Source organism: Aromatoleum buckelii (assembly GCF_012910785.2).
GTDB classification, from domain to species: domain Bacteria; phylum Pseudomonadota; class Gammaproteobacteria; order Burkholderiales; family Rhodocyclaceae; genus Aromatoleum; species Aromatoleum buckelii.
This window is the reverse complement of record NZ_WTVH02000010.1, coordinates 1,619,879-1,642,915: the sequence shown is the minus strand read 5'-3', so window position 1 is coordinate 1,642,915 and position 23,037 is coordinate 1,619,879. Positions and strand designations below refer to the sequence as shown.

19 protein-coding genes and 1 pseudogene are annotated in these 23,037 nt (G+C 65.6%); 17 read left to right on the top strand and 3 right to left on the bottom strand.

Annotated features, from left to right (window positions below; genetic code table 11):
• Nucleotides 1–48: 48 nt before the first annotated feature.
• Entirely contained in the window at nt 49–2,661 is a 2,613-nt protein-coding gene (mutS, locus tag GO608_RS18390; RefSeq protein WP_169198498.1) for a DNA mismatch repair protein MutS, read from the bottom strand.
• Nucleotides 2,662–3,117: 456 nt separating this feature from the next.
• Between mutS and GO608_RS18385 the strand changes: the two genes are divergently transcribed.
• From GO608_RS18385 to GO608_RS18300, 17 genes are all read left to right on the top strand, one after another.
• Entirely contained in the window at nt 3,118–3,351 is a 234-nt protein-coding gene (locus GO608_RS18385; RefSeq protein ID WP_169198499.1) for a hypothetical protein, read from the top strand.
• Nucleotides 3,352–3,516: 165 nt separating this feature from the next.
• Entirely contained in the window at nt 3,517–4,593 is a 1,077-nt protein-coding gene (locus GO608_RS18380) for a PAS domain-containing sensor histidine kinase (protein WP_247003305.1), read from the top strand.
• A complete protein-coding gene (locus GO608_RS18375) occupies nt 4,571–5,203 on the top strand; it encodes a response regulator (RefSeq protein WP_169198501.1) in 633 nt (210 codons plus the stop codon). Before GO608_RS18380 ends, GO608_RS18375 begins: the two co-directional genes overlap by 23 nt.
• A 361-nt stretch (nt 5,204–5,564) precedes the next feature.
• Complete coding sequence (gene paaA / locus GO608_RS18370) at nt 5,565–6,566, top strand: 1,2-phenylacetyl-CoA epoxidase subunit PaaA (RefSeq protein ID WP_169198502.1); 1,002 nt, start codon at nt 5,565–5,567, stop codon at nt 6,564–6,566.
• A gap of 25 nt (nt 6,567–6,591) precedes the next feature.
• Complete coding sequence (gene paaB / locus GO608_RS18365) at nt 6,592–6,873, top strand: 1,2-phenylacetyl-CoA epoxidase subunit PaaB (RefSeq protein WP_011239038.1); 282 nt, start codon at nt 6,592–6,594, stop codon at nt 6,871–6,873.
• Between the two features lie 21 nt (nt 6,874–6,894).
• On the top strand, nt 6,895–7,650 hold the full coding sequence (paaC, locus tag GO608_RS18360) for a 1,2-phenylacetyl-CoA epoxidase subunit PaaC (RefSeq protein ID WP_169198503.1): 756 nt from the start codon (nt 6,895–6,897) through the stop codon (nt 7,648–7,650).
• Nucleotides 7,651–7,672: 22 nt separating this feature from the next.
• Nucleotides 7,673–8,206, top strand: coding sequence for a 1,2-phenylacetyl-CoA epoxidase subunit PaaD (gene paaD, locus GO608_RS18355; RefSeq protein ID WP_169198504.1), 534 nt, complete (start codon nt 7,673–7,675; stop codon nt 8,204–8,206).
• Nucleotides 8,207–8,234: 28 nt separating this feature from the next.
• Nucleotides 8,235–9,311: a 1,2-phenylacetyl-CoA epoxidase subunit PaaE gene (gene paaE, locus GO608_RS18350; protein WP_169198505.1), complete on the top strand. Its 1,077-nt coding sequence runs from the start codon at nt 8,235–8,237 to the stop codon at nt 9,309–9,311.
• Between the two features lie 82 nt (nt 9,312–9,393).
• Nucleotides 9,394–11,055 (top strand): phenylacetic acid degradation protein PaaN, encoded by a 1,662-nt coding sequence (paaN, locus tag GO608_RS18345; RefSeq protein WP_169198506.1) that lies wholly within the window; start codon nt 9,394–9,396, stop codon nt 11,053–11,055.
• Nucleotides 11,056–11,162: 107 nt separating this feature from the next.
• Nucleotides 11,163–12,482, top strand: a complete 1,320-nt coding sequence (gene paaK, locus GO608_RS18340; protein ID WP_169198507.1) for a phenylacetate--CoA ligase PaaK — start codon at nt 11,163–11,165, stop codon at nt 12,480–12,482.
• 13 nt (nt 12,483–12,495) lie between these two features.
• Nucleotides 12,496–13,701: a 3-oxoadipyl-CoA thiolase gene (gene pcaF / locus GO608_RS18335; RefSeq protein ID WP_169198508.1), complete on the top strand. Its 1,206-nt coding sequence runs from the start codon at nt 12,496–12,498 to the stop codon at nt 13,699–13,701.
• A gap of 55 nt (nt 13,702–13,756) precedes the next feature.
• Nucleotides 13,757–14,905: an ABC transporter substrate-binding protein gene (locus tag GO608_RS18330; RefSeq protein ID WP_169198509.1), complete on the top strand. Its 1,149-nt coding sequence runs from the start codon at nt 13,757–13,759 to the stop codon at nt 14,903–14,905.
• Between the two features lie 86 nt (nt 14,906–14,991).
• Nucleotides 14,992–15,867 carry a branched-chain amino acid ABC transporter permease gene (locus GO608_RS18325; protein ID WP_169198510.1) on the top strand — a complete coding sequence of 292 codons (876 nt, stop codon included), beginning with the start codon at nt 14,992–14,994 and terminating at the stop codon, nt 15,865–15,867.
• Between the two features lie 2 nt (nt 15,868–15,869).
• Nucleotides 15,870–16,802, top strand: a complete 933-nt coding sequence (locus GO608_RS18320; RefSeq protein WP_169198511.1) for a branched-chain amino acid ABC transporter permease — start codon at nt 15,870–15,872, stop codon at nt 16,800–16,802.
• The gene (locus GO608_RS18315; protein ID WP_169198520.1) at nt 16,802–17,557 is read left to right on the top strand and encodes an ABC transporter ATP-binding protein; all 756 of its coding nucleotides are present in this window, start codon (nt 16,802–16,804) and stop codon (nt 17,555–17,557) included. Before GO608_RS18320 ends, GO608_RS18315 begins: the two co-directional genes overlap by 1 nt.
• 11 nt (nt 17,558–17,568) lie before the next feature.
• Nucleotides 17,569–18,915, top strand: coding sequence for an ATP-binding cassette domain-containing protein (locus GO608_RS19725; RefSeq protein WP_425532311.1), 1,347 nt, complete (start codon nt 17,569–17,571; stop codon nt 18,913–18,915).
• 28 nt (nt 18,916–18,943) lie between these two features.
• The gene (locus GO608_RS18300) at nt 18,944–19,750 is read left to right on the top strand and encodes an enoyl-CoA hydratase (protein ID WP_281505762.1); all 807 of its coding nucleotides are present in this window, start codon (nt 18,944–18,946) and stop codon (nt 19,748–19,750) included.
• A gap of 456 nt (nt 19,751–20,206) precedes the next feature.
• On the opposite strand, the pseudogene GO608_RS18295 reads toward GO608_RS18300, so the two are convergent.
• Together GO608_RS18295 and GO608_RS18290 are read right to left on the bottom strand one after the other, a co-directional pair.
• Nucleotides 20,207–21,655: pseudogene (locus GO608_RS18295) on the bottom strand (IS1182 family transposase).
• Between the two features lie 305 nt (nt 21,656–21,960).
• Nucleotides 21,961–22,782: an IclR family transcriptional regulator gene (locus GO608_RS18290; RefSeq protein ID WP_169198606.1), complete on the bottom strand. Its 822-nt coding sequence runs from the start codon at nt 22,780–22,782 to the stop codon at nt 21,961–21,963.
• Between the last annotated feature and the right edge of the window lie 255 nt (nt 22,783–23,037).

Genomic DNA, 23,037 nt, shown 5'->3' with positions numbered 1-23,037 from the left:
TCCCGCCAGGCGGGACTGAGCGCTTCTTGGGGCGGGCCGGCGAAGTGCTCACGCAGTCATCCTTTTCAGCGCATACAGACGCTCGAGCGCCTCTCGCGGGCTCAGGGCGTCGGGGTCCAGTTCGGCGAGCGCGGTAAGCGCCGGGTGCGACGGCGTCGCGGGTTCACGATCCGGCAGCGCGGCAAAAAGGTCCGCCTGCGGCCCATTGCCGATTTCGCGGTTCTCGAGTGCACGCAGGCGCCGTTTCGCGTCGCGCACGACCGACCCCGGAATGCCGGCGAGCGCCGCGACTTCGATGCCGTAGCTTTGGCTCGCCGGCCCGTCCTCGACCGCATGCAGGAACACGATGCGGTGCGCGTGCTCGACGGCGTCGAGGTGCACGTTCGCGCATTCCGGGTAGTCGCCGTTGAGGCGGGTTAGCTCGAAGTAATGCGTCGCGAACAGCGTCAGGCAGCGGTTTTTCTTGAGCAGGTGGCGGGCGATCGCGAATGCCAGCGCGAGCCCGTCGAAAGTCGAGGTGCCGCGGCCAATCTCGTCCATCAGCACGAGGCTCTGTTCGGTTGCGCCGTGGAGGATTGCCGATGCCTCAGTCATCTCGACCATGAACGTCGAGCGGCCTGAGGCGAGATCGTCGGATGCGCCGATGCGCGTGAAGAGCGCGTCGAGCGGGCCGAGGCGCGCACTTTGCGCCGGCACGAACGCGCCGACGTGAGCAAGCAGCGCGATCAGCGCGACTTGGCGCATGAACGTCGATTTGCCGCCCATGTTCGGCCCGGTGATCAGCAGCATGCGGCGGGTCGGGGCGAGGCGGCAATCGTTGGAAATGAAATCTTCGACCTGTCGCTCGACGACCGGATGGCGCCCGCCGGTGATGTCGACGCCCGGCTGCTCCGAAAACTGCGGGCAGACGTAGCCGTGGCGCACCGCAGTTTCCGCGAACGCGCCGAGGCCATCGAGACATGCAAGCGCGCGGGCAATGCGCTGCAGCGCCGGGATATGTGCGGCGAGCGTTTCGAGCAGTGCTTCATAGAGCAGCTTCTCGCGGGCGAGTGCGCGCTCCTGCGCCGACAGAGCCTTGTCCTCGAACGCCTTCAGTTCCGGCGTGATGTAGCGCTCGGCGTTCTTCAGCGTCTGGCGGCGGCGGTAGTCGTCCGGCACTTTGCCGGTGTTCGCGTGGCTCACTTCGATGTAGAAGCCATGCACCTTGTTGAATTCGACCTTGAGGTTCACGATGCCGCTGCGTTCGCGTTCGCGCGCTTCGAGCGCCAGCAGGAATTCGCCGCAGTTCGACTGGATGCCACGCAGTTCGTCGAGCTCCGCGTCGAAGCCGGGAGCGATCACGCCGCCGTCGCGCACTGCAGCGGCCGGCTCGGCGGCGACGGCGCGCACGAGGAGATCGAGCGCGTCGTGCGGCACCGCGATCGCGGCGAGCAGGTCGCAAAGCAGCGGGGCCTGCGCGCGGCCGAGCGCGGCGTGCAGTTCCGGCAGGCGCGCAAGGCTGTCGCGCAGCGCGGCGAGATCGCGCGGCCTCGCACTGCGCAACGCGATTCGCGCGGTGATGCGATCGACGTCGGCCACGCCGCGCAGCGCAGAACGGACGTCGCCGAGCATTCGGGCGTCACCGGTGTCCGCGGGGGCGCCGGCGTCCGCTCCGGCGAGTTCCCCGACGGCACCGTGGCGCTGTGCAGCGACTCCACGATCGCGCAGCGGATGATGCAGCGCATGTCGTAGCCAGCGCGAGCCCATGCTGGTGATGCATGAGTCGAGCAGCGAAAACAGCGTCGGCGACGCCTCTCCGCGCAAGTTTTCGGTCAGTTCCAGGTTGCGCCGCGTCGCCGCATCGAGGCGCAGGTATTCGGCTTCGCGCTCGACGCGCATTCCGGTAACGTGCTCGAGGCTCTGGCGCTGCGTGCTGCGCGCGTACTCGAACAGCGCCGCCGCGGCCGCGAGGGCAACCGGCAGGCCTTCGGCGTCGAAGCCGGCCAGGTCCCGAGTGCCGAAATGAGCGCTCAGCAGGCGTTCCCCGTTGGCCGCGTCGAACTGCCAGTCGGCGAGCCGGCGCAGCACCGGCGACAGCGATTCGACCAGCGGCAGCGCCAGCCCGTCCGGCACCAGCACTTCAGCCGGGCGCAGCCGTTCGAACTGCGCCTGCAACTGCTCGGCCGGGCATTCCATCACTCGCAGGTCGCCATTGGCGAGATTGAGCCACGCGAGCCCGAGCACTCCGCGATGCAGCGTCGCCGCGAGCAGCAGCGAGTCGGCGCGATCGTCGAGCAGCGCCGCGTCGGTCAAGGTGCCGGGCGTCACGATGCGGCTCACCGCGCGCTCCATCGGCCCTTTGGTCGCTCCCGGCTCGCCGACCTGCTCGGCAATCACGACCGATTCGCCGAGCTTCACGAGCCGCGCGAGGTATTGTTCGACCGCGTGGAAAGGCACCCCGGCCATGCGGATCGGCGTGCCGGCCGACTGCCCGCGCGTCGTCAGCGTGATGTCGAGCAGGCGCGCGGCTTTCTCCGCGTCATCGAAGAACAGCTCGTAGAAGTCTCCCATGCGGTAGAACAGCAACGTGTCCGGATGCTGCGCCTTGATGCGGAGATACTGCTGCATCATTGCAGTGTGGGTAGGCGCAGCACCCTTCTGATGATTGAGCGGTTGTTCCATCGAGTCGAGATAGTGCCGAAAGGGTTGGTGTATGCGCAGCGTAACGTGTGAAAGGTAGCGTGTCCGGGCAACGCCCGTCGACGCTATCGGCGTCGGTGTAGCTTGATTGGCGCTCGGGCCGGAGCGAACCCGAACATCAAACCGATCGGTTTCCGGTCTCGCTGTCGGTTCGCTTCGAGACCGTCCGGCAGGGGCAGCATGGTACCAGCCCGACTGAACGAGGTCTCTGCCGTCACGTAGGCGAGCAAGTGAGGTGTCCTATCGACTTTTCACGCGCCCTCACTCTTGTTTGCAGGGCCTCGTCGCGCCGGCCGCGGGAAGCCGGGAAGGGCGATTGCAGGGGGACGTGCGGAGCGGGACTCTTCCGCACCCTCGTTATCCGGGCCCTGCGGGTCCATTCGCCGCGGCGCGGGTTTCCCGCCGCCGCATTCGTTGAGATTTCGTCAGGAGAGAGACATGGCGCGATGTGATGTATGCGGCAACGAGTACGACAAGGCGTTTCAGGTCACGATGGAAGGCCAGACCAAGACGTTCGACAGCTTCGAATGCGCGATCCATGCGTGCGCGCCGGCGTGCGCGCATTGCGGTTGCAAGATCGTCGGCCATGGCGTCGAAGGCGGGGGTAAGTACTTCTGCTGCGCCAACTGCGCGAAGAGCGCCGGAGTCGAGCAGCTTCGCGACCGCGCCTGAGCCCGGCCCGGATCCTCGTCGCGGTGCCGGTCGGCGTGCCGCAAGCCTGTACCGAACTCGCGGGTGAGGCCGCGCAACGATTGACGTCGATCGGGAGGAATGTTCCGATAAGCCATGGCCCAACGTGAACCTCCCGCCGACGTGCCGGACCGCCAGCCTGAACGCGTGGAAATCGACTTCCGCGAGATCCCTTTCCAGGGAATCGTCGAGCAGTCCTTGGCGGGCGTGTATCTGGTCTTCGGCGAGCGTTTCCAGTACGCGAACTCGACCTTTGCCGAGATGTTCGGCTACACGCAGGAGGAGTTCGTCGGTACGTCGATTCGGGACCTCGTTCTCCCGGAGTTCGTCGGGGAAGCGATGGAGTACTACCGCCTTCGCGTTTACGAGGGCGTGCCGTCGATTCGCTATTTCACGCGGTGTCGGCATCGGGATGGTCACACTGTTCATATCGAGGTGCACGGATCTCGGGTGGACTACCAGGGCGAGCCCGCGCTGGCGGGGGTCGTGATCGACGTCAGCGGACGTGTTCGCCGGGATCAGGATCTTCAGCGCTCGCGGCGGCGGTTGCGGGAACTCGCCTCATATCTGAACAGCTCGCGCGAGGAGTTGCGCAGCCAATTGGCCCGTGAGGTGCATGATGTGCTGGGCGGGATGCTCAGCTCGATCAAGCTCGACGTCTTCCGGATCCAGCGGCGGGCCTCCGATCCCGCCTTGGCCGAGATTCGCGGGATCACGGAAGAACTCCTCCCACTGATCCAGGACACGATCGATACCGCCCGGCAGATTTCGGACGAGCTGCGACCGCGGATGCTCGATACGCTCGGGCTTGTTGCCGCGATTCGCAGCGAGCTTGAGGCCTTCGGCCGGCGCAACGAAATTGTCGTCGGATGCACGGTAGAGGGGGCCGAACCCGAGCTGTCCGCGCAAGTGGCGACCCAGTGCTTCCGGGTGTTCCAGGAGGCATTGACGAATATCGGACGGCACGCGCAAGCGGAAACTGTGGAAGTGCGCGTGCGCAACCGGGATGGTCGCTTCGAGATGCAAGTGCGCGACGACGGGAAGGGAATCGATCGACCATCGATGAGGGAAGGGTCGATCGGGATGTTGAGCATGACCGAACGTGCGCGCAGCATCGGCGGGTCACTGTATGTTCATGCCCGCGCCGGCGGCGGAACGGCCGTGCTCCTCGCAGTACCGGGCTATATGGGGCGGCGAAGCAATGATCGACCTGCTGATCGTTGACGACCATACGATCTTCCGCTCCGGTTTGAGACGCATGCTCTCGGACGAAGCGGACATGCACGTCGCGGACGAAGCGAGCGACGGGGCGAGTGCGCTGGCGAAGATACGCGCGGGCAAGTTCGACGTCGTGATCATGGACATCAACATGGCCGGACGCAGCGGCCTCGACACCCTCGAGTCGATCCGTGCCGAGCGCCCGGATCTGCCGGTCATCATGTTGTCGATGTACCCGGAGGAGCAGTACGCGGTGCTCGCGCTGCGCGCCCGCGCGAATGCCTACCTTTCGAAGGATGTGGAGCCGCAGGAACTGCTGGCAGCGATCCGCCACGTCGTCGGCGGCGGACGCTACGTCTCTCCGCGCAGCGCGGCGAATCTCCTAATGCAGATGGACCGCGCGCGTGGAGGCGCGCCGCACGAGAAGCTCACGGTGCGCGAAATGCAGGTGATGATGAAGATCGTGCGTGGCATGTCGCTCACGGATGTGGGCGTGCAGATGTGCCTGTCGGTCAAGACGGTCAGCACCTACCGCGTGCGGATCCTCGAGAAGCTTGGTCTCTCGAGCAATGCCGAGCTCGTGCAATACGCGATGCGCAACGGCCTGCTGGACTGAATCGGGACCCGTCGGGAACCGTCTTCTTCGCTTTCTGCGCTCTCCGCGCAGGGCGAAGTGGAATACCCACGGATGTGATCCAAAAAACAGTGTGGCACGCCGAGCGGTGTGTGTCGCAAGCGCCAGCGGTTCGCTCTCGCTTGGTTGCGGCATAAGGCTTTCGCGGCCTACCAATTTCCCGCATTCCGCAATCGGAAAATTCCTACAAGAGGTCGAGAACACGCCGACATTCTGCCCCGGGGCACTCCCCTAAGATTCGTTCCAACGCGCGATTGTCATGAGTCAGCACGGACAATCGAATCGCGAGGATAAGTATCACGTCAGACGACAAATGCACGAACCCGGACAGAGGAGGAAGGCCATGTACGCCCAGATGGTGGACACAGGGGTGAAGCGGGTGCAGGGGCTCGACGAGATGTCGGCCGAAGAGCGCGCGTTTCAGGAGCGGATCGACGCCGGCATCAAGATCGAGGCGAAGGACTGGATGCCCGAGGGCTACCGTCGCACGCTGATCCGCCAGATCTCGCAGCATGCGCACTCCGAGATCGTCGGCCAGCTGCCCGAAGGCAACTGGGTCACTCGCGCGCCGTCGCTCAAGCGTAAGGCGATCCTGCTGGCCAAGATCCAGGACGAGGCCGGCCACGGGCTGTACCTCTACAGCGCGGCCGAGACGCTCGGCGTGACGCGCGACCAGGTCTACGCGGACCTGCTGTCGGGCAAGGTGAAATATTCCAGCATCTTCAACTACCCGACCACGAACTGGGCCGATATCGGCACGGTCGGCTGGCTGGTCGACGGCGCGGCGATCATGAACCAGATTCCGCTGTGCCGCTGCTCCTACGGCCCGTATTCGCGGGCGATGGTGCGCGTGTGCAAGGAAGAGTCCTTCCACCAGCGCCAGGGCTACGACCTCGTGATGACGATGGCGCGCGGCACGCCCGAACAGAAGCAGATGGCGCAGGACGCGCTGAACCGCTGGTGGTGGCCGGCGCTGATGATGTTCGGGCCGCCAGACAGCGACTCCGTGCATAGCGCGCAGTCGATGCAGTGGAAGATCAAGATCCTGTCGAACGACGAGCTGCGCCAGAAGTTCGTCGACCAGACCGTGCCGCAGGCCGAATACCTGGGCCTCACAGTGCCCGATCCCGAACTGAAATGGAACGAGGACACCGGACACTACGACTTCGGCGAAATCGACTGGGAGGAGTTCCGCCAGGTCGTCGCCGGCAACGGCCCGTGCAACCGCGACCGCCTGCGCACCCGCGTGAAGGCCTGGGACGACGGTGCGTGGTTCCGCGACGCGCTGCTCGCGCACGCCGAAAAGAAATCCGAAAGACAAGTCGCGGCAGCCAAGGCCGCCTGATAACGAGATCGAGAGGAGAAGACAAATGAAGGAATGGCCCCTTTGGGAAGTGTTCATCCGCAGCCAGCATGGCCTCGCGCACAAGCACGTCGGCAGCCTGCACGCGCCGGATGCCGAGATGGCGATCAACAACGCTCGCGACGTCTACACGCGCCGCAACGAAGGTCTGTCGATCTGGGTCGTGCCCGCATCCGAAGTGAGCGCGAGCAGCCCGGCCGACAAGGAAGCGCTGTTCGAGCCCGCGAACAACAAGATCTATCGTCACCCGACCTTCTTCCCGGTGCCGGAAGAAGTGAAGCACATGTGATGACGGGATTTGGAGACAGACATGCTGCTCGATGACAAATCCGTTTATCTGATGCGCCTCGGCGACAACGCGCTGGTGCTGTCGCAGCGCCTTTCCGAATGGTGCGGCAAGGGCCCGGCCTTCGAAGAGGACATGGCGCTGACCAACATCGCGCTCGACCTGATCGGCCAGGCGCGGATGTGGCTGTCCTACGCCGGCGAGGTCGAAGGACGCGGCCGCGACGAGGACGCGTTGGCCTTCCGCCGCGACTCGCACGAGTTCACCAACCTGCTGCTGGTCGAGCAGCCGAACGGCGATTACGCCCAGACGCTGGTGCGCCAGTTCTTCTTCGACGCGTGGCATCAGCTCGTGCTGGAGGCGCTGAGGCGCTCGTCCGACGACCGCATCGCCGACATCGCCGCGAAGGCGATCAAGGAAGTGGCCTACCACCTGCGCCGCAGCAGCGACTTGGTCGTGCGCCTGGGTGACGGCAGCGCGGAGAGTCGCCGCCGCATGCAGGACGCGGTGGACGAACTGTGGATGTTCACCGGCGAGATGTTCAACGCCGACGAGACCGAGGAACTGCTCGGCGCGCAGGGGCTGGCGTGCGATCCCTCGACGCTGATGGACGCGTGGCTGGCGATGGTGAGCGAAGTCTTCGCCGAGGCGACGCTCGAGCTTCCCGCGGGCGAATGGATGCAGAAGGGCGGCAAGCAGGGTCGGCACGGGGAACACCTCGGCCTGCTGCTCGCGGAGATGCAGTTCCTGCAGCGCGCCTATCCCGGCGCGACCTGGTGACAGCGTGGTAAGTGAGGCAGCGATGGGCGACTTGCGCGAACGCAACGAGAGAGTTTGGGGCTGGCTTGCCGATGTGCCCGATCCCGAAATTCCGGTCATTTCGATCGTCGATCTGGGGATCGTGAGGGAGGTGAACTGGCACGACGAGCCGGCCGGGGCGGTGTGCGAGGTGGTGATCACGCCGACCTATTCGGGATGTCCGGCGACGGAAGTCATCGGCCGCTCCATCGAGGAGGCGCTGCGCGAGCGGGGCGTGGAACGCGTGCGGCTGCAAAGCCGTATCGCGCCGGCCTGGACGACGGACTGGCTGACCAGCGAGGGGCGCCGGAAGCTGCAGGAATACGGCATCGCGCCGCCTGCCCGTCGTGCCGACGGCCGCCAGGTGATCGACATCAGCGGGCTGCGCCGGCATACGGCCGACGACGCGCCCGCTGCGTGCCCGCACTGCGGTTCGGCGAACACCGAGCCGATCAGCCGTCATGGTTCGACCCCGTGCAAGGCGCTCCATCGCTGCCTCGACTGCCTCGAGCCGTTCGACTACTTCAAGTGCCACTGAGAAAGGCACGCCAAGAGGAGCAAGAGAGATGAGCAAGTTCCACGATATGCGGGTCGCCAGCGTGCGCCCCGAGACCCGCGACGCGATCGTCGTCACCTTCGACGTGCCGCCGTCGCTCGCGGAGGCGTTCCACTACGCTCCCGGCCAGCACCTGACGCTGCGCACGGAGATCGGCGGCGAGGACGTGCGCCGGTCCTACTCGATCTGTTCGGGCGCCGACGAGCGCGCACTGCGCATTGCGATCAAGCGCGTGCATGGCGGCCTGTTCTCGAACTGGGCGAACGATTTCCTGAAGCCGGGCGTGAGCGTCGAAGTGATGCCGCCCTCGGGTCACTTCGGCATCGCGCCGGACGCGCACCAGCATCGCAGCTATGTCGCTTTTGCGGCGGGCAGCGGCATCACGCCGATCCTGTCGCTGATCACGACGATCCTCGCCGCCGAGCCGGGCAGCCGCTTCACGCTGGTGTACGGCAACCGCTCGTCGTCGAGCGTGATGTTCCGCGAAGAGCTGGCGGACCTGAAGGACCAGTACGGCGAGCGCCTGAACCTCGTGCATGTGCTGTCGCGTGAGCAGCAGGACATCGACCTCTTCAACGGCCGCATCGACCGCGAGCGCTGCGACGCGCTGCTCACGCGCTGGATCGATCCGAAGCGCATCGACGTGGCTTTCATCTGCGGCCCGATGGACATGATGGAAGCGGTATCGGCGTCGCTGCAGGCGCATGGCGTGGCGAAGTCGGCGATCAAGATGGAGCTCTTCGCGACCAGCCTGCCGAAAGGGCTGCGCCCGGTGCATTCGCATCCGGTCAAGGGGACCGAGGACTGCGAGGTCACGGTGATCCAGGACGGTCGCGTGCGCCAATTCACGATGCCGAAGAACCGTGACTCGGTGCTCGACGCGGGCCTCGCCCAGGGCATCGAGATGCCGTATTCGTGCAAGGGCGGCGTCTGTTCGACCTGCCGCTGCAAAGTCATCGACGGCGAGGTTGATCACGACACCAACTTCGCGCTCGAGGACTACGAAATCGCGCGCGGCTTCCGCCTGTCGTGTCAGAGCTATCCAGTCACTGACAAGCTGGTCCTAGATTTCGATCAGGAAACCTGACGAGCAGGACTGCAGCAATTCAGACAGCGGCCCGCGAGAGGCCGCGCCTGCCCGACCCCAATACCCTACAGAGAGAATCGAGATGACCCATCCCATGTTTGCTCGCCATCAGGCGATGCTGGACCGTGCAGTCCAGGCGGTCATCGACCGCGGCTACTGGAGCCCCTTCTCGGAGAACCCGAGCCCGAAAGTCTATGGCGAAACCGCGATGGCCGACGGCCGCGCCGCGTTCGACGCCTATTGCGGTACCGAATTCCAGCTCGACCAGCCCGGCTGCACCGGAACCGCGGGAAGCGAGCGTTCGCCGTACGGTGTGCCGATTAATATCCGCTATCCGCGTTGCAGCGGCGAAGCGCTGATCGAGGCGTCGCAAGCCGCCCGCGGCTCTTTGCAGGCGCTGGGCCCGCAGGGCCGCGTCGGTGCGCTGCTCGAAGCGCTCGTGCGTCTGAACCAGCGCAGCTTCGAGATCGCTCACGCGGTGATGTTCACGACGGGCCAGGGCTGGATGATGGCCTTCCAGGCGGGCGCTGCGCATGCGCAGGACCGCGCGCTCGAAGCCGTCGCTTACGCCTGGCGCGAAATGTCGGCGATTCCCGCCGAGGCGCACTGGGAAAAGCCGCAAGGCAAGAACCCGGCGCTGGTGCTGAAGAAGCGCTACGAGATTGTCGGCCGCGGCACTGCGCTGGTAATCGGCTGCGGCACCTTCCCGACCTGGAACACCTATCCGGGCCTCTTCGCGGCGCTCGCGACCGGCAACCCCGTTATCGTGAAGCCGCACCGCAACGCGATCCTCCCTGCGGCGATCACCGTGCGCGTGCTGCGCGAAGTGCTCGCGGAAGCGGGCGCGGACCCCAACGCCGTGCTGCTCGCGGTCGATGACTCGCGCGAACTCACGCGCTTCCTCGCGACGCACAAGGCGGTCAAATCGATCGACTTCACCGGCAGCAACACTTTCGGCAACTGGCTCGTCGAGAACTGCCGCCAGGCTCAGGTGTATGCCGAGCTCGCCGGGGTGAACAACGTCGTCATCGAATCGACCGACGACTACAAGGGCATGCTGCGCAACCTCGCCTTCACGCTGTCCCTGTATTCAGGGCAGATGTGCACGACGACCCAGGCGATCCTCGTTCCCGCCACTGGCATCGATACCGACCAGGGCCACAAGAGCTACGACGAGGTCGCAGCCGATCTGGGCCGTTCGATCGACAAGCTGCTTGCGGACCCCGCCGTCGCCAGCGCGGTGCTCGGCTGCATCCAGTCCTCCGACACGCTCGGACGCCTCGACGAAGCCTCACGCTGGGGTGACGTCGTGCTGGCATCGCAGCCCGTCGCGCACCCCGAGTATCCGGAAGCGACTGTGCGCACGCCGGTGCTGCTCAAGTGCGACGCCGCCGACGAGGCCGCCTACATGGAAGAGCGCTTCGGCCCGATCGCCTTCGTCGTGCGCACGCCCGACGCTGCCGCAGCCATTGCGCTGTCCGAACGCATCACGACCGAACACGGTGCATTGACGGTGGGCGCCTATACGGCAAAGCCCGAGTTCGCGCAGCAGGTCATCGCCGCGACGCAGCGCGCAGGCGTGGCGCTGTCGCTGAACCTGACCGCCGGCGTCTATGTGAACCAGTCGGCGGCATATTCGGATTACCACGGCACGGGTGCGAATCCGTCGGCCAACGCGAGCTATGCGGACAGTGCCTTCGTCGCGAACCGCTTCCGCGTGATCCAGCACCGCTTCGCCGTGTAAGCGGCCAGAAAAACCAAGAACGACATACCCAGCAGACAGGGCGGCGAAGCGGATCCGGACAGGAAGATCCGCCGCCGCTCCAACCCCACATAGAGAGGAGCAGGACAATGAACGCACGCATGGAAAATTCCATCGGGTTCGACCCGATCGAGAGCGCGAGCCGCGACGAACTGCGCGCACTGCAGCTCGAGCGCCTGAAGAAGACCGTCCAGCACGCCTACGACAACGTCCCGCACTATCGCCGCAGCTTCGAAGCGGCCGGCGTGCATCCGTCGGACCTGAAGACGCTGGAAGACTTGTCGAAATTCCCCTTCACGGTGAAGAAGGACTTCCGCGTCAACTACCCGTTCGGCCTCTTCGCCGTGCCGCGTGAGGAAGTCGTCCGCGTGCATGCTTCCAGCGGCACGACCGGCAAGCCGACGGTCGTCGGCTACACGCAGAACGACATCGACAACTGGGCGAACCTCGTCGCGCGCTCCATCTACGCCGCGGGCGTGCGCAAGGGCGATGTCGTGCATATCTCCTACGGCTACGGCCTTTTCACCGGCGGCATGGGCGCGCATTACGGCGCCGAGCGGCTGGGCTGCACCGTCGTGCCGATGTCGGGCGGCCAGACCGAGCGCCAGGTCCAGCTGATCCAGGACTTCAGACCGAAGGCCATCATGGTGACGCCGTCCTACATGCTCAACATCCTCGAGCAGTTCGTGCGCCAGGGCCTGGACCCGGCCGAGTCGTCGCTGAAGATCGGCATTTTCGGCGCCGAGCCCTGGACCGAGGCGATGCGCCACGAGATCGAGGCGCGTGCCGGCATCGATGCGGTCGACATCTACGGCCTGTCCGAAGTGATGGGGCCGGGCGTCGCCAGCGAGTGCATCGAAAGCAAGGACGGCCCGGTGATCTGGGAAGACCACTTCTACCCCGAAGTCATCGATCCGGAGACCGGCGAAGTGCTGCCCGACGGCGAGGAAGGTGAGCTGGTGTTCACGTCGCTGTCGAAGGAAGCGCTGCCGGTGATCCGCTACCGCACCCGGGACCTCACGCGGCTCCTGCCGCCGACTTCGCGCTCGATGCGCCGCATCGGCAAGATCACCGGCCGCTCGGACGACATGCTGATCATCCGCGGCGTGAACGTCTTCCCGAGCCAGATCGAGGAGCTGATCCTGAAGCAGAAGGAGCTCTCGCCGCACTACCAGATCGAGCTCACCCGCGACGGCCACATGGACAAGATGGAAGTCGTCGTCGAGCTCTCGACCGAAGCGGCCGACCTCGGCCCGCTGCGCCAGCAGGAAATCGGCAAGCTGCTGCAGCACAACATCAAGTCGTATATCGGCATCAGCACGAAGACGACGATGGCGCAGCCCGGTTCGCTGTTCCGCTCCGTCGGCAAGGCCAAGCGCCTGATCGACAAGCGCAACGTGACGGCCTGAGGAGGGAGGGACGATGAATAACGCATATATTTGCGACGCCATCCGCACGCCCTTCGGCCGCTACGGCGGCGCGCTCTCCGCGGTTCGTGCTGACGATCTCGCAGCGCTGCCGATCCGCGCGCTGATCGAGCGCAACCCCGGCGTCGACTGGGCGGTGGTGGATGACGTCATTTACGGCTGCGCGAACCAGGCCGGCGAAGACAACCGCAACATCGCGCGCATGGCCGCGCTGCTCGCGGGGCTGCCGCAGGACGTGCCTGGCACGACGGTCAACCGCCTGTGCGGCTCCAGCCTCGATGCGGTGGGTATGGCCGCGCGGGCGATCAAGTCCGGCGAAGCCGACCTGCTGATCGCGGGCGGCGTGGAGAGCATGAGCCGCGCCCCGTTCGTGATGGGCAAGGCCGACACGGCGTTCTCGCGCAGCGCGAAGATCGAGGACACGACGATCGGCTGGCGCTTCGTGAACCCGCTGATGAAGGCGAAGTACGGCATCGACTCGATGCCCGAAACCGCCGAGAACGTCGCGACCGACTTCAACATCAGCCGCGCCGACCAGGATGCGCTCGCGCTGCGCTCCCAGCAGCGCTGGGCGGCCGCGAACGAGGCCGGCCTCTTCGCGAACGAGATCGTGCCGGTGCCGATCCTGCAGAAGAAGGGCGATCCGAAGCTCTTCATGACCGACGAGCACCCGCGTCCGGAAACGACGCTCGAAACGCTCGCGAAGCTGAAGGGCGTTGTCCGCCCGGACGGCACGGTCACGGCGGGCAACGCGTCCGGCGTCAATGACGGCGCGTGCGCCGTGCTCCTCGCGTCCGAAGCGGCAGTCGAACGCTATCGCCTGAAACCGCGTGCCCGTGTCGTAGCGATGGCTGCTGCCGGGCTCGCGCCGCGAATCATGGGCTTCGGCCCGTCGCCGGCTTCGAAGAAGGTACTCGCGAAGGCCGGGCTGACGCTCGCCGACATGGACGTCATCGAGCTCAACGAGGCGTTCGCGACCCAGGCGCTCGCGGTGACGCGCGACCTCGGCCTTCCGGATGATGCCGCCCACGTAAATCCGAACGGTGGTGCGATCGCGATGGGGCATCCGCTCGGCGCTTCGGGCGCCCGACTGGTGACGGCTGCGCTCAACCAGCTCGAACGCACCGGCGGCCGCTACGCGCTGTGCACGATGTGCATCGGCGTGGGGCAGGGCATCGCACTCATCATCGAACGGGTCTGACACGGCTCCGCCGCGGCACGCACCGCATAAGAAAGATATCGAAGGAGACTCCCCAATGGAAAAGCGCACTTTCATCAAGTTCACCCTCGCCGCGGCCGCCTGCGCCGCGATTGGCACGGCTACGGCTGCGGACCCGATCCGCATCGGCGCGGTGCTTTCTGTCACCGGCCCGGCGGCCTACCTCGGCGACCCCGAGCTGAAGACGCTGCAGATGTACGTCGAAACGCTGAACAAGAGCGGCGGCGTGCTGGGCCGTCCGCTCGAGCTCGTGCATTACGACGACGGCAGCGAGGCGGGCAAGGCGAACGGCTTCGCGAAGCGGCTGATCGAGAACGACAAGGTCGATTTCATCATCGGCGGCACGACGAGCGGGGCGACGATGGCGATCGCGCCGCTGGTCGAACGCGCGCAGGTCCCGTTCATCTCGCTCGCCGGCGCGGTCGTCATCGTCGAGCCGGCGAAGAAGTGGGTGTTCAAGACGCCGCACACCGACCGCATGGCCGCCGAGCGCGTCTTCGACGACATGAAGAAGGCGGGCCTGACGAAGGTTGCGTTGCTGTCCGAGAACAGCGGCTTCGGGCAGTCCGGGCGCAAGGAAGCGCAGGCCGTGGCCGCCAAGTACGGCATCACGCTCGTCGCGGACGAGACCTACGGTCCCAAGGACACGGACATGACGGCCCAGCTCACCAAGATCAAGGGTGTGCCGGGGGTGCAGGCCGTCTTCGTGTTCGGTCTCGGCCAGGGGCCCGCGGTCGTGACGAAGAACTTCGCGCAGCTGGGCATCAAGCTGCCGCTGTATCAATCGCACGGGGTGGCCTCGGACGAGTACATCCGGCTCGCCGGTGCGGCGGCCGAAGGTGTGCGCCTGCCGTCGCCCGCATTGCCGGTCGCTGCGAAGCTGCCCGCGACCGATCCGCAGAAAAAGGTGGTCAGCGATTACGCCAAGCTATTTGCCGAGCGCTGGAAGGCGGAACCCTCGACCTTCGGCGGCTATGCCTACGACGGCCTGATGCTTGCGACCGACGCGATGCGCCGTGCGGGCTCGACCGACAAGGGGAAGGTGCGTGACGCGCTCGAAGCGACGACGAATTTCGTCGCGACGAGCGGGGCTTTCAACATGTCGGCCTCGGACCACATGGGACTGAGCCTCTCGGCTTTCCGCATGCTGGAAATACGCAACGGTGACTGGACGCTGCTGAACTAAGCCCCGCCCTCCTGTGCTCGACACGCTGCCCGGGTTCCCCCGGGCAGCGTAGCTCCGTTCGTCCCGAAATCCGAAGGAGGCATTCCGTGCTGTCCGAACTTCTGCAGTTCCTCTTCTCCGGCCTCACCGTCGGCGCGATGTATGCGCTGGCGGCGGTCGGTTTCTCACTCATCTACAGCGCGTCCGGCGTGATCAACTTCGCGCAGGGCGAGTTCATCATGCTGGGCGGCATGTCCGCGGCGCTGCTCGTGCAGGCGGGCGTCCCGCTGCCGCTCGCGATCGCGCTCGCGGTGCTGGTCGCCGCGGCAGCCGGGCTGATCGTCGAGAAGCTCGCGATCGAGCCGGCCGGCAATTCCGAAGTCGTCACGCTGGTCATCATCACGATCGGCGCCTCGCTCACGCTGCGCGGCCTTGCGGAAGTGTTCCTCGGCAAGGGCAACCACGCGCTGCCGGCTTTCTCCGGCGAGGACCCGCTCGTCATCTTCGGGGCGACCCTGATGCCGCAGAGCCTATGGGTCATGGGCGTGACGCTCGTCGTCGTGCTCGCGCTCGGGCTGTTCTTCGGCCGCACGACGCTCGGCAAGGGGGTGCTCGCGACCTCCTGCAACAAGCTTGCGGCACAGCTCGTCGGCATCAATACGCGCTTCATCCTGCTGCTGGCCTTCGGGCTGTCCGCGGCGCTCGGCGCCGTCGGCGGCATCCTCGTCGCGCCGATGACCTACACCAGCTACGACGTCGGGATCATGATGGGCCTCAAGGGCTTCGTCGCGGCGGCGCTGGGCGGTCTGGGCAGCGGCTTCGGCGCGATCGTCGGCGGGCTGCTGCTGGGCATCGTCGAGGCGATGACTGCCGGCTACATCTCGTCCGCGTACAAGGACGCGATGCCCTTCGTGCTGATCCTCCTCATCCTCTTCTTCCTGCCGCAGGGCCTGTTCGGGAAGAAGGCCACCGACCGGGTATGACCATGAAGCCGACCACACGCGGATTCCTGTTTCTCGCGTTCGTGCTGGCGGTGCTGCCGCTGGCGCTGACGAACGGGTACTACTACGACCTCGCGATCCGGATGGCGATCAACGCCACGATCGCCGTCGGGCTCAACCTCCTGATCGGCTACACCGGTCAGATCAGCCTTGGCCACGCCGGCTTCTTCGGCATCGGCGCCTACGCGTCGGCGATCCTTACCAGCCGCTACGGCCTGCCGTCCGGCCTCGCGCTGATCATCGGGGCGGTCGCCACCGCAGGCCTCGCCTTCGCGGTCGCGCGCCCGATCCTGAAGCTGAAGGGGCATTACCTTGCGATGGCGACGCTCGGCCTCGGCATCATCCTGTCGATGGTGGTCGTCAACGAGACCGATCTTACCGGCGGACCCGACGGCATGCCGGTCGACGCGTTCAGCCTGTTCGGGATGCAGATCGTGGGCGAGCAGGCGTGGTACGTCGTCGTTGTGCTCATCCTTCTGCTCGTCACCCGCGCGGCGCTGAACCTCATCGACGCGCCCGCCGGTCGCGCGCTGCAGGCCATCCACGGCGCCGAGATCGCGGCCCGCGTCGCGGGCGTGGATACGACCTCGTTCAAGGTGAGAGTTTTCGTGCTCTCGGCCGTCGTCGCCAGCGTCATGGGCAGTGTCACCGCCCACTACGTCGGCTTCCTCACGCCGGGCGTCGCGGGCTTCTTCCATTCGATCGAGCTCGTGACCATGGTCGTGCTCGGCGGCATGGCGTCGGTGTTCGGCTCGATCCTCGGCGCCGTCGTGCTGACGCTGCTGCCGCAGCTGCTGTCGGCGTTCGAGGGCTGGGAGACGGTCGTCTTCGGCCTGATCCTGATGCTGACGATGATCTTCCTGCCGCGCGGCATCTTGCCGACGCTGCGCCTGAAATTCGCCGGGAGGGCCGCGTGATGCTCGAAGTCCGCAACCTCTCGAAGACGTTCGGCGGCGTGAAGGCGGTGCAGGATGTGTCCTTCACGGTGCGGGCGGGGACGATCCACGCCGTGATCGGCCCGAACGGCGCCGGCAAGACGACGCTTTTCAACCTCATCACGGGCATCTACACGCCGACCAGCGGGGAAATCCTGTTCGACGACGCATCTGCGGGGGGCGAGAGCCCCGACCGACTCGCGCGGCGCGGCATGAGCCGCACGTTCCAGAACCTGCAGGTGTGCATGAACATGAGCGCGATCGAGAACGTCATGGTCGGCGCCCACCTGCGCCTCGGCACCAGCTTGCTCGCGGGGCTGTTCCGGCTGCCGGGGCTGGCGAAGGCGGATGCCGAGTGCCGCGACGAGGCCGCGCGGCTGATGGAGTTCGTCGGCGTCGGCCGGTACCGTGACGCGCACGCGAGCCAGATGTCCTACGGGGCGCTGAAGCGCCTCGAAATCGCGCGCGCCCTCGCGGCCAAGCCCAAGCTTTTGCTGCTCGACGAGCCGGCCGCCGGCCTCAACCACACGGAGACGGCCGAGATCGAGGCGCTGATCCGCAAGGTCGCGGATTCTGGCGTCACGGTCGTCCTCGTGGAGCACGACATGAAGCTCGTCATGAACCTGTCGGACCACATCCTCGTGCTCGACTACGGCCGCAAGCTTGCCGAAGGCAGCGCCGCCGAGATCCGCGAGAACCCCGACGTCATCGCCGCCTATCTCGGCGCATCTGCCTGAAGGAGCCCTCCATGGAAGTTCTTGAATCACGGATGCTGGCGATCGACGTCATCCAGGCGGAGCACCGCGGGATGTGGCGCGTCGCGACGGCCCTCGACGCGCTGGGCGAAGCCATTGCCGCCGACCGCGACGCGCGGGCCGCGGCCGCGACGACGTTGGAGCTGCTGGAATACCTGGACGCGTACATCGACCGCATCCATCACCGCAAGGAAGACGAGTTTCTGTTCCCGGCCCTGCGGCGCAGGGATCCGGCTGCGGCGGAAGCCATCGCCCGGCTCGAAGCAGAGCACCGCGACGGCCCGGCCCACCGCGACCGCGTCCATGCACTGGCGGTGACGTTCCGCGAGGGCCGACGCGGCGACCAGCAGGTCTTCCTCGACGCCTTGCGCGAGTTCGCCGAGCACCTGCGCCAGCACATGCGCTTCGAGGAAACGACGGTCATTCCCTCCGCACGCCGCGCGCTGACGGCCGAGGACTGGGAGCGCATCGACGAAGCCTTCGCGGCCGACGAAGATCCGCTGTTCGGCAGCCGCGCCCGGGGTGAGCTCGACATGCTCAAGGCCCGCATCATCGCGCTCGCGCCCGAGCCCGTCGGTCTCGGCGGCCGGCGCGAGACGCCGTCCTTCCTCGCCCCCGCCCAGCCGGTGCGCGAAACCGTCCTCGAGATCCGCTGCTTGACCTCGCACTACGGCCGCATCCAGGCGCTGCACGGTATCGACCTCGACGTGAAGCAGGGCCAGCTCGTCGCGCTGGTGGGGGCGAACGGCGCCGGCAAGACGACGCTGCTGCGCACGATCTCCGGCGTGCAGCCCGCTTCGAGCGGGGCGGTGCGCTTCCGGGGCGAGGACATCACGCGTCTCGTCCCGGAAAAACGCGTGCGCGCCGGCATCTGCCAAGTGCCCGAAGGGCGGCAGGTGTTCAGCCCGATGAGCATCGAGGACAACCTGCGCCTGGGTGCCTACGTCCGCCGTGATCGCGAGATCGAGCAGGACCTCGAGCGCATGTACGGCATCTTCCCGATCCTGAAGGAGAAGCGCGCGCTGCCCGCGGGGACGCTCTCCGGCGGGCAGCAGCAGATGCTCGCGATGGCGCGCGCGTTGATGGGACGGCCGAAGCTGCTGCTGCTCGACGAGCCTTCGATGGGCCTCGCGCCGTTGCTTGTCGAGGAGATCTTTCGCGTCATCAGGCGCCTCAAGGCCGAGGGCATCACGATCTTCCTCGTCGAGCAGAACGCGCACGCGGCGTTGGCGATCGCCGACATCGGTTATGTCATCGAGACCGGCCACACGATCCTGAGCGGTCCTGGGCCGGAGCTGCTGCACGACGAACAGGTGAAGAAGGCTTATCTGGGCATGTGATGCCCGTCACGAATACAGGGAGAAAGCCGTGACCGACCTCCACGATTCAATCGGCAAGCTCGCCGAACCGCTGGTCCTGGCCGAGCGCCGAGGCCGCGTCGGCCTGCTCACGCTGAACCGGCCCGACCGGCTCAACGCGTTGAGCGACGCCCTCATTGACCAGCTCGGCGACGAACTCGAGGCGATGGACGCCGACGACGGCATCGGCGCCATCGTCATCGCCGGCGCCGGAAAGGCCTTCGCCGCCGGCGCCGACATCGGCGCGACGGCGGAATGGAGTTTCATGGATGTCTACAAGACGAACTACGTGTCGCGCAATTGGGACCGGCTCGCCCGCGTCCGCAAGCCCGTCGTCGCAGCGGTTCGGGGCTTCGCGCTCGGCGGCGGCTGCGAGCTGGCGATGACGTGCGACTTCGTCATCGCCGCCGAGGACGCCCGGTTCGGCCAGCCCGAGATCCGGCTCGGCGTGCTGCCGGGCGCGGGCGGCACGCAACGGCTGCCGCGCGCGGTCGGCAAGGCGAAGGCGATGGACATGTGCCTGACTGGCCGGATGATGGATGCGCAGGAAGCCGAGCGTGTCGGACTCGTATCGCGCATCGTCCCCCCCGAGCGCCTGCTCGACGAAGCGCTCGAAGCAGCCGCGCGGATCGCTGCCTTTTCGCTCCCGGTCGCGATGATGATCAAAGAGTCGGTGAACCGCGCCTTCGAATCGGGCCTGTCGGAAGGCCTGCTGTTCGAGCGACGGAGTTTCCACGCGACCTTCGGGCTGCAGGACCAAAAGGAAGGCATGGCGGCCTTCGTCGCCAAACGCAGCGCGATCTACACCCATCGCTGAGCCGAATGCCACTGTTCGTGCGCCTCGTCGACGGTGTCGTCCTCGACGCGGCGCTGGAGGCGAAGATTGCGTCCCGCCTGCGGACCGACTGCAGCCCGCGCCAGTGCCGCACGCGATCCACAGCGTCCACGCCGTTCCGTACACATTGACCGGCAAGAAGATGGAGATTCCGGTCCGGAAGATCCTGATGGGCGTGCCTCCGAAAAGGCGGCCAGTCGCGATGCGATGATGAACCCGGCTTGATGTGATTGGCATTATCGGGCCGGCCGCTGCGTTAGCTTTCGGCTAATGACAGCAACGGGTCGAGGCTGTGTGGAAACGCAATTGCAATGAACGCAGGCAGGTAGAGTTCAGTCGAGTGCGATAGGCGCGTGGTTTTCCGGCCGAATGGGCGTGATCAGAGCCTGCACCGCGTCCAGCAGGGCAATTCGGGCAGGGAATTGGGTCGGTTTTACATCAAGCTGCGGCCCACCGCAGCGCATTCATTGCGCCTTTTGGGCCGTACAGGCTGATGATCCGGCGTAGGTTGTACGCCATCACATGCAAGCTCATCTCCGTCTGCACACGTGGTCGGGTTTTCGTAAGGAAGTGCGTGGCGCCCATCCAGGACTTCAGGGTCCCGAACACATGCTCAACCGTGCTGCGCCGCTGTCGCATCTTGCCGGGGCAGGCATCGAGGCGACGCTGCATGGACTCCAATACGGCCTCATGCTCCCAGCGCCGAACTCGGCGCTCTTTCTCCGCGGTCGTGCACCGCGCCTTGATGGGGCATTGCATGCATGCACCCAGGTTGTAATAGGTGTGGATGACCAACCCCTGCTCGACAGACTGATGATGACGTGACAATAACTGATCGCTGGGGCAGCGGTACGCATCCTGATCGGGTTAGACGAAGTCGCGCTTGTCGAACAGGCCACGCGCCTTGTTGTCGCTGGTCATCGTCATGGGCACGAAGGGCGTAATGCCTGACTGCTCACAGGCCAGAATTTCCGGCCCCTTGTAGTAGCCACGATCAGCAAGCACCTCCAGGGTTTCTTCATCTATCGCCACCTTGGCCTGCATGGCCATCGAGGCGAGTTGCGTACGATCATGACCGAGATTCACGACATCGTGCGCGACGATCAGGTGATGCTCGGTATCGACCGCGACCTGCACGTTGTAACCGACCATCCCGGTGCCACGACCGCTGGTCGCCATGGAGCGGGCGTCCGGATCGGTCAGCGAGACCTGCTCATCGGGGGCCTGGCGCAGGCGCTCGCCCATCTCCTGCAGGTAACGCATCTGCTTTCTGAGCCGGACGAGTTTCTCTTTCAGGTTCTTCGTCTTGGCTTCCACCTCCGCAGGCTGCGTGCGATCGGCGGTATCCAAGGCGTGCAGGTAGCGCTCGATGCTTTCCTCGATCTGCTTGATGCGCTGCTCCAGTTTGTGCGGCGTGAAGTTCTTATCCCGGTTGTTCACGGCCTTGAACTTGGCTCCATCGATGGCCACCACCGCATGGCTGAACAGGTCCAGCTCGCGGCACAACGCGATGAACTGCTTGCAGGCGTTGCGAATGCCGATGCCATTGTCTCGACGGAAATCGGCAATGGTCTTGAAGTCGGGCGTCAAGTGCCCCGTGAGCCACATGACTTCAACGTTGCGCTGGGCCTCCCGCTCAAGTCGGCGGCTGGACTGAACCCGATTCAGATAGCCGTAGATGTAAAGCTTGAGCAGCAAGCCCGGGTGGTAGCCCGGCCGTCCCGTGACGGCAGGCTGCGCAGACGCGAACCCCAGACCTTGCAAATCCAGTTCATCGACAAACAGGTCGATCACCCGCACCGGATTGTCTTCACCAATGAAGTCATCCAGTGATTCGGGCATCAACACCATCTGCGCCCGACTCTTCCCTTCGATGTATCGCTTCATCGCCCACCTCAAACCATGCTTTATGCATAGACAGAACCCTGGCGGGATGGTTCACGGTGTTTTCACACAGCCTCGGTCGGGACGTGTCGCTCAGGAGCAGGAAACGCGGCGTTTCAGAGGTAATTGTGATGAACGGCAGCAGTTGGGCGCCGGCTTACGAATGCCGTCCAGCGGGCAGGAGCCGGACGGTGTTTTCGGCTGAACAGGACGCAGATGCAAACGCCCTGATGCAGCAGCCCCTGTGGAGCGTCCGAACGCCTGTAGCCCGCCCGTATTACCGCAAGTGAGAGCAGCATTGTCTTCGACTACGCTTCGTGGCGTCGCCGCTCTGCTGCGCCACTGCGCTCGATGCTCGCCAAAGCCTCAGCCGCCCGCTCGAGGGCGGGCAGGAAGCTAAGCGCCTTCTCCCGCGGAAAGCGCATGATCGGGGCCTGAATCGCAAGGCCCATGTTGCAGTGACGGCCCTCCGACGGAACCAGCACTCCGATGCACTGCAAACCCGGCAGGAATTCCTCGTTGTCGAGCGCGTATCCGTTGCGCTTGACCTCCTCGATTTCGCGTTCGAGCGCGTCGAAATCCGTGATCGTGTTGGCGGTGAATTTCTCGAGCGGAACATGTGCGAGCAGGCGGCGCCGTTGTGCGGGCGTCATCTGTGCAAGGAACAACTTGCCGGTCGCGGAGCAGTGCACCGGCACACGTGAACCGGGCTGGAGGTAGAAGCGCAACGGCGCCGGCGATTCCAGTCGGTCGAGGTACATGACTTCGCTGCCGGAGAACGCGGTGATGTTGCAGCTCTCGCCGACTTCCTCGACGAGCTGGCGCAGCACGACGTGGCGCGCGCCGTGCGTCGTGCTGTTGAGGAGGAGATTCTCGGCGAGGCGCCGCAGCCGCACGCCGGTGCTGTAGTGGCGGCCGTCGCCTTCGCGTTGGAGCATGCCTTCCGATTCGAGCTGCTGCAGCATCCGGTGCAGTGTCGGCTTCGGCAGCCCCGTCTCCTCGACGAGACTCTGCAGCGAGAACGTCTCATCCTTCTCGGCGATCACTTCGAGCAGGCTGAAAAGCCGCATCGTCGGGGTGTCGCCGTCGAGCCGGCCGGGTTCGGCGCGCAAGCTTGCCGTGTTCTTCATGATGTGGAGCCTCCTGGCTTCGGTATTTCACTAAATAATACTCCCCGTACCGGTTTATGGAAATAACAGTTGACGATCGCTACGAGGCCGCCTAGATTCGCAACATGTTTAAAAAAACGGAACATTAAGTATCGCAAATTGAAAAATAAGCAAAATAAAGCTTGGCGGTTGCAGCGCAGTCGAACGCGTCCGCCGACCTCGACTACGGTTTTGCGCGCGTCCCCAACGAGGCGGCGGACGCGTGAATCCAAGCCT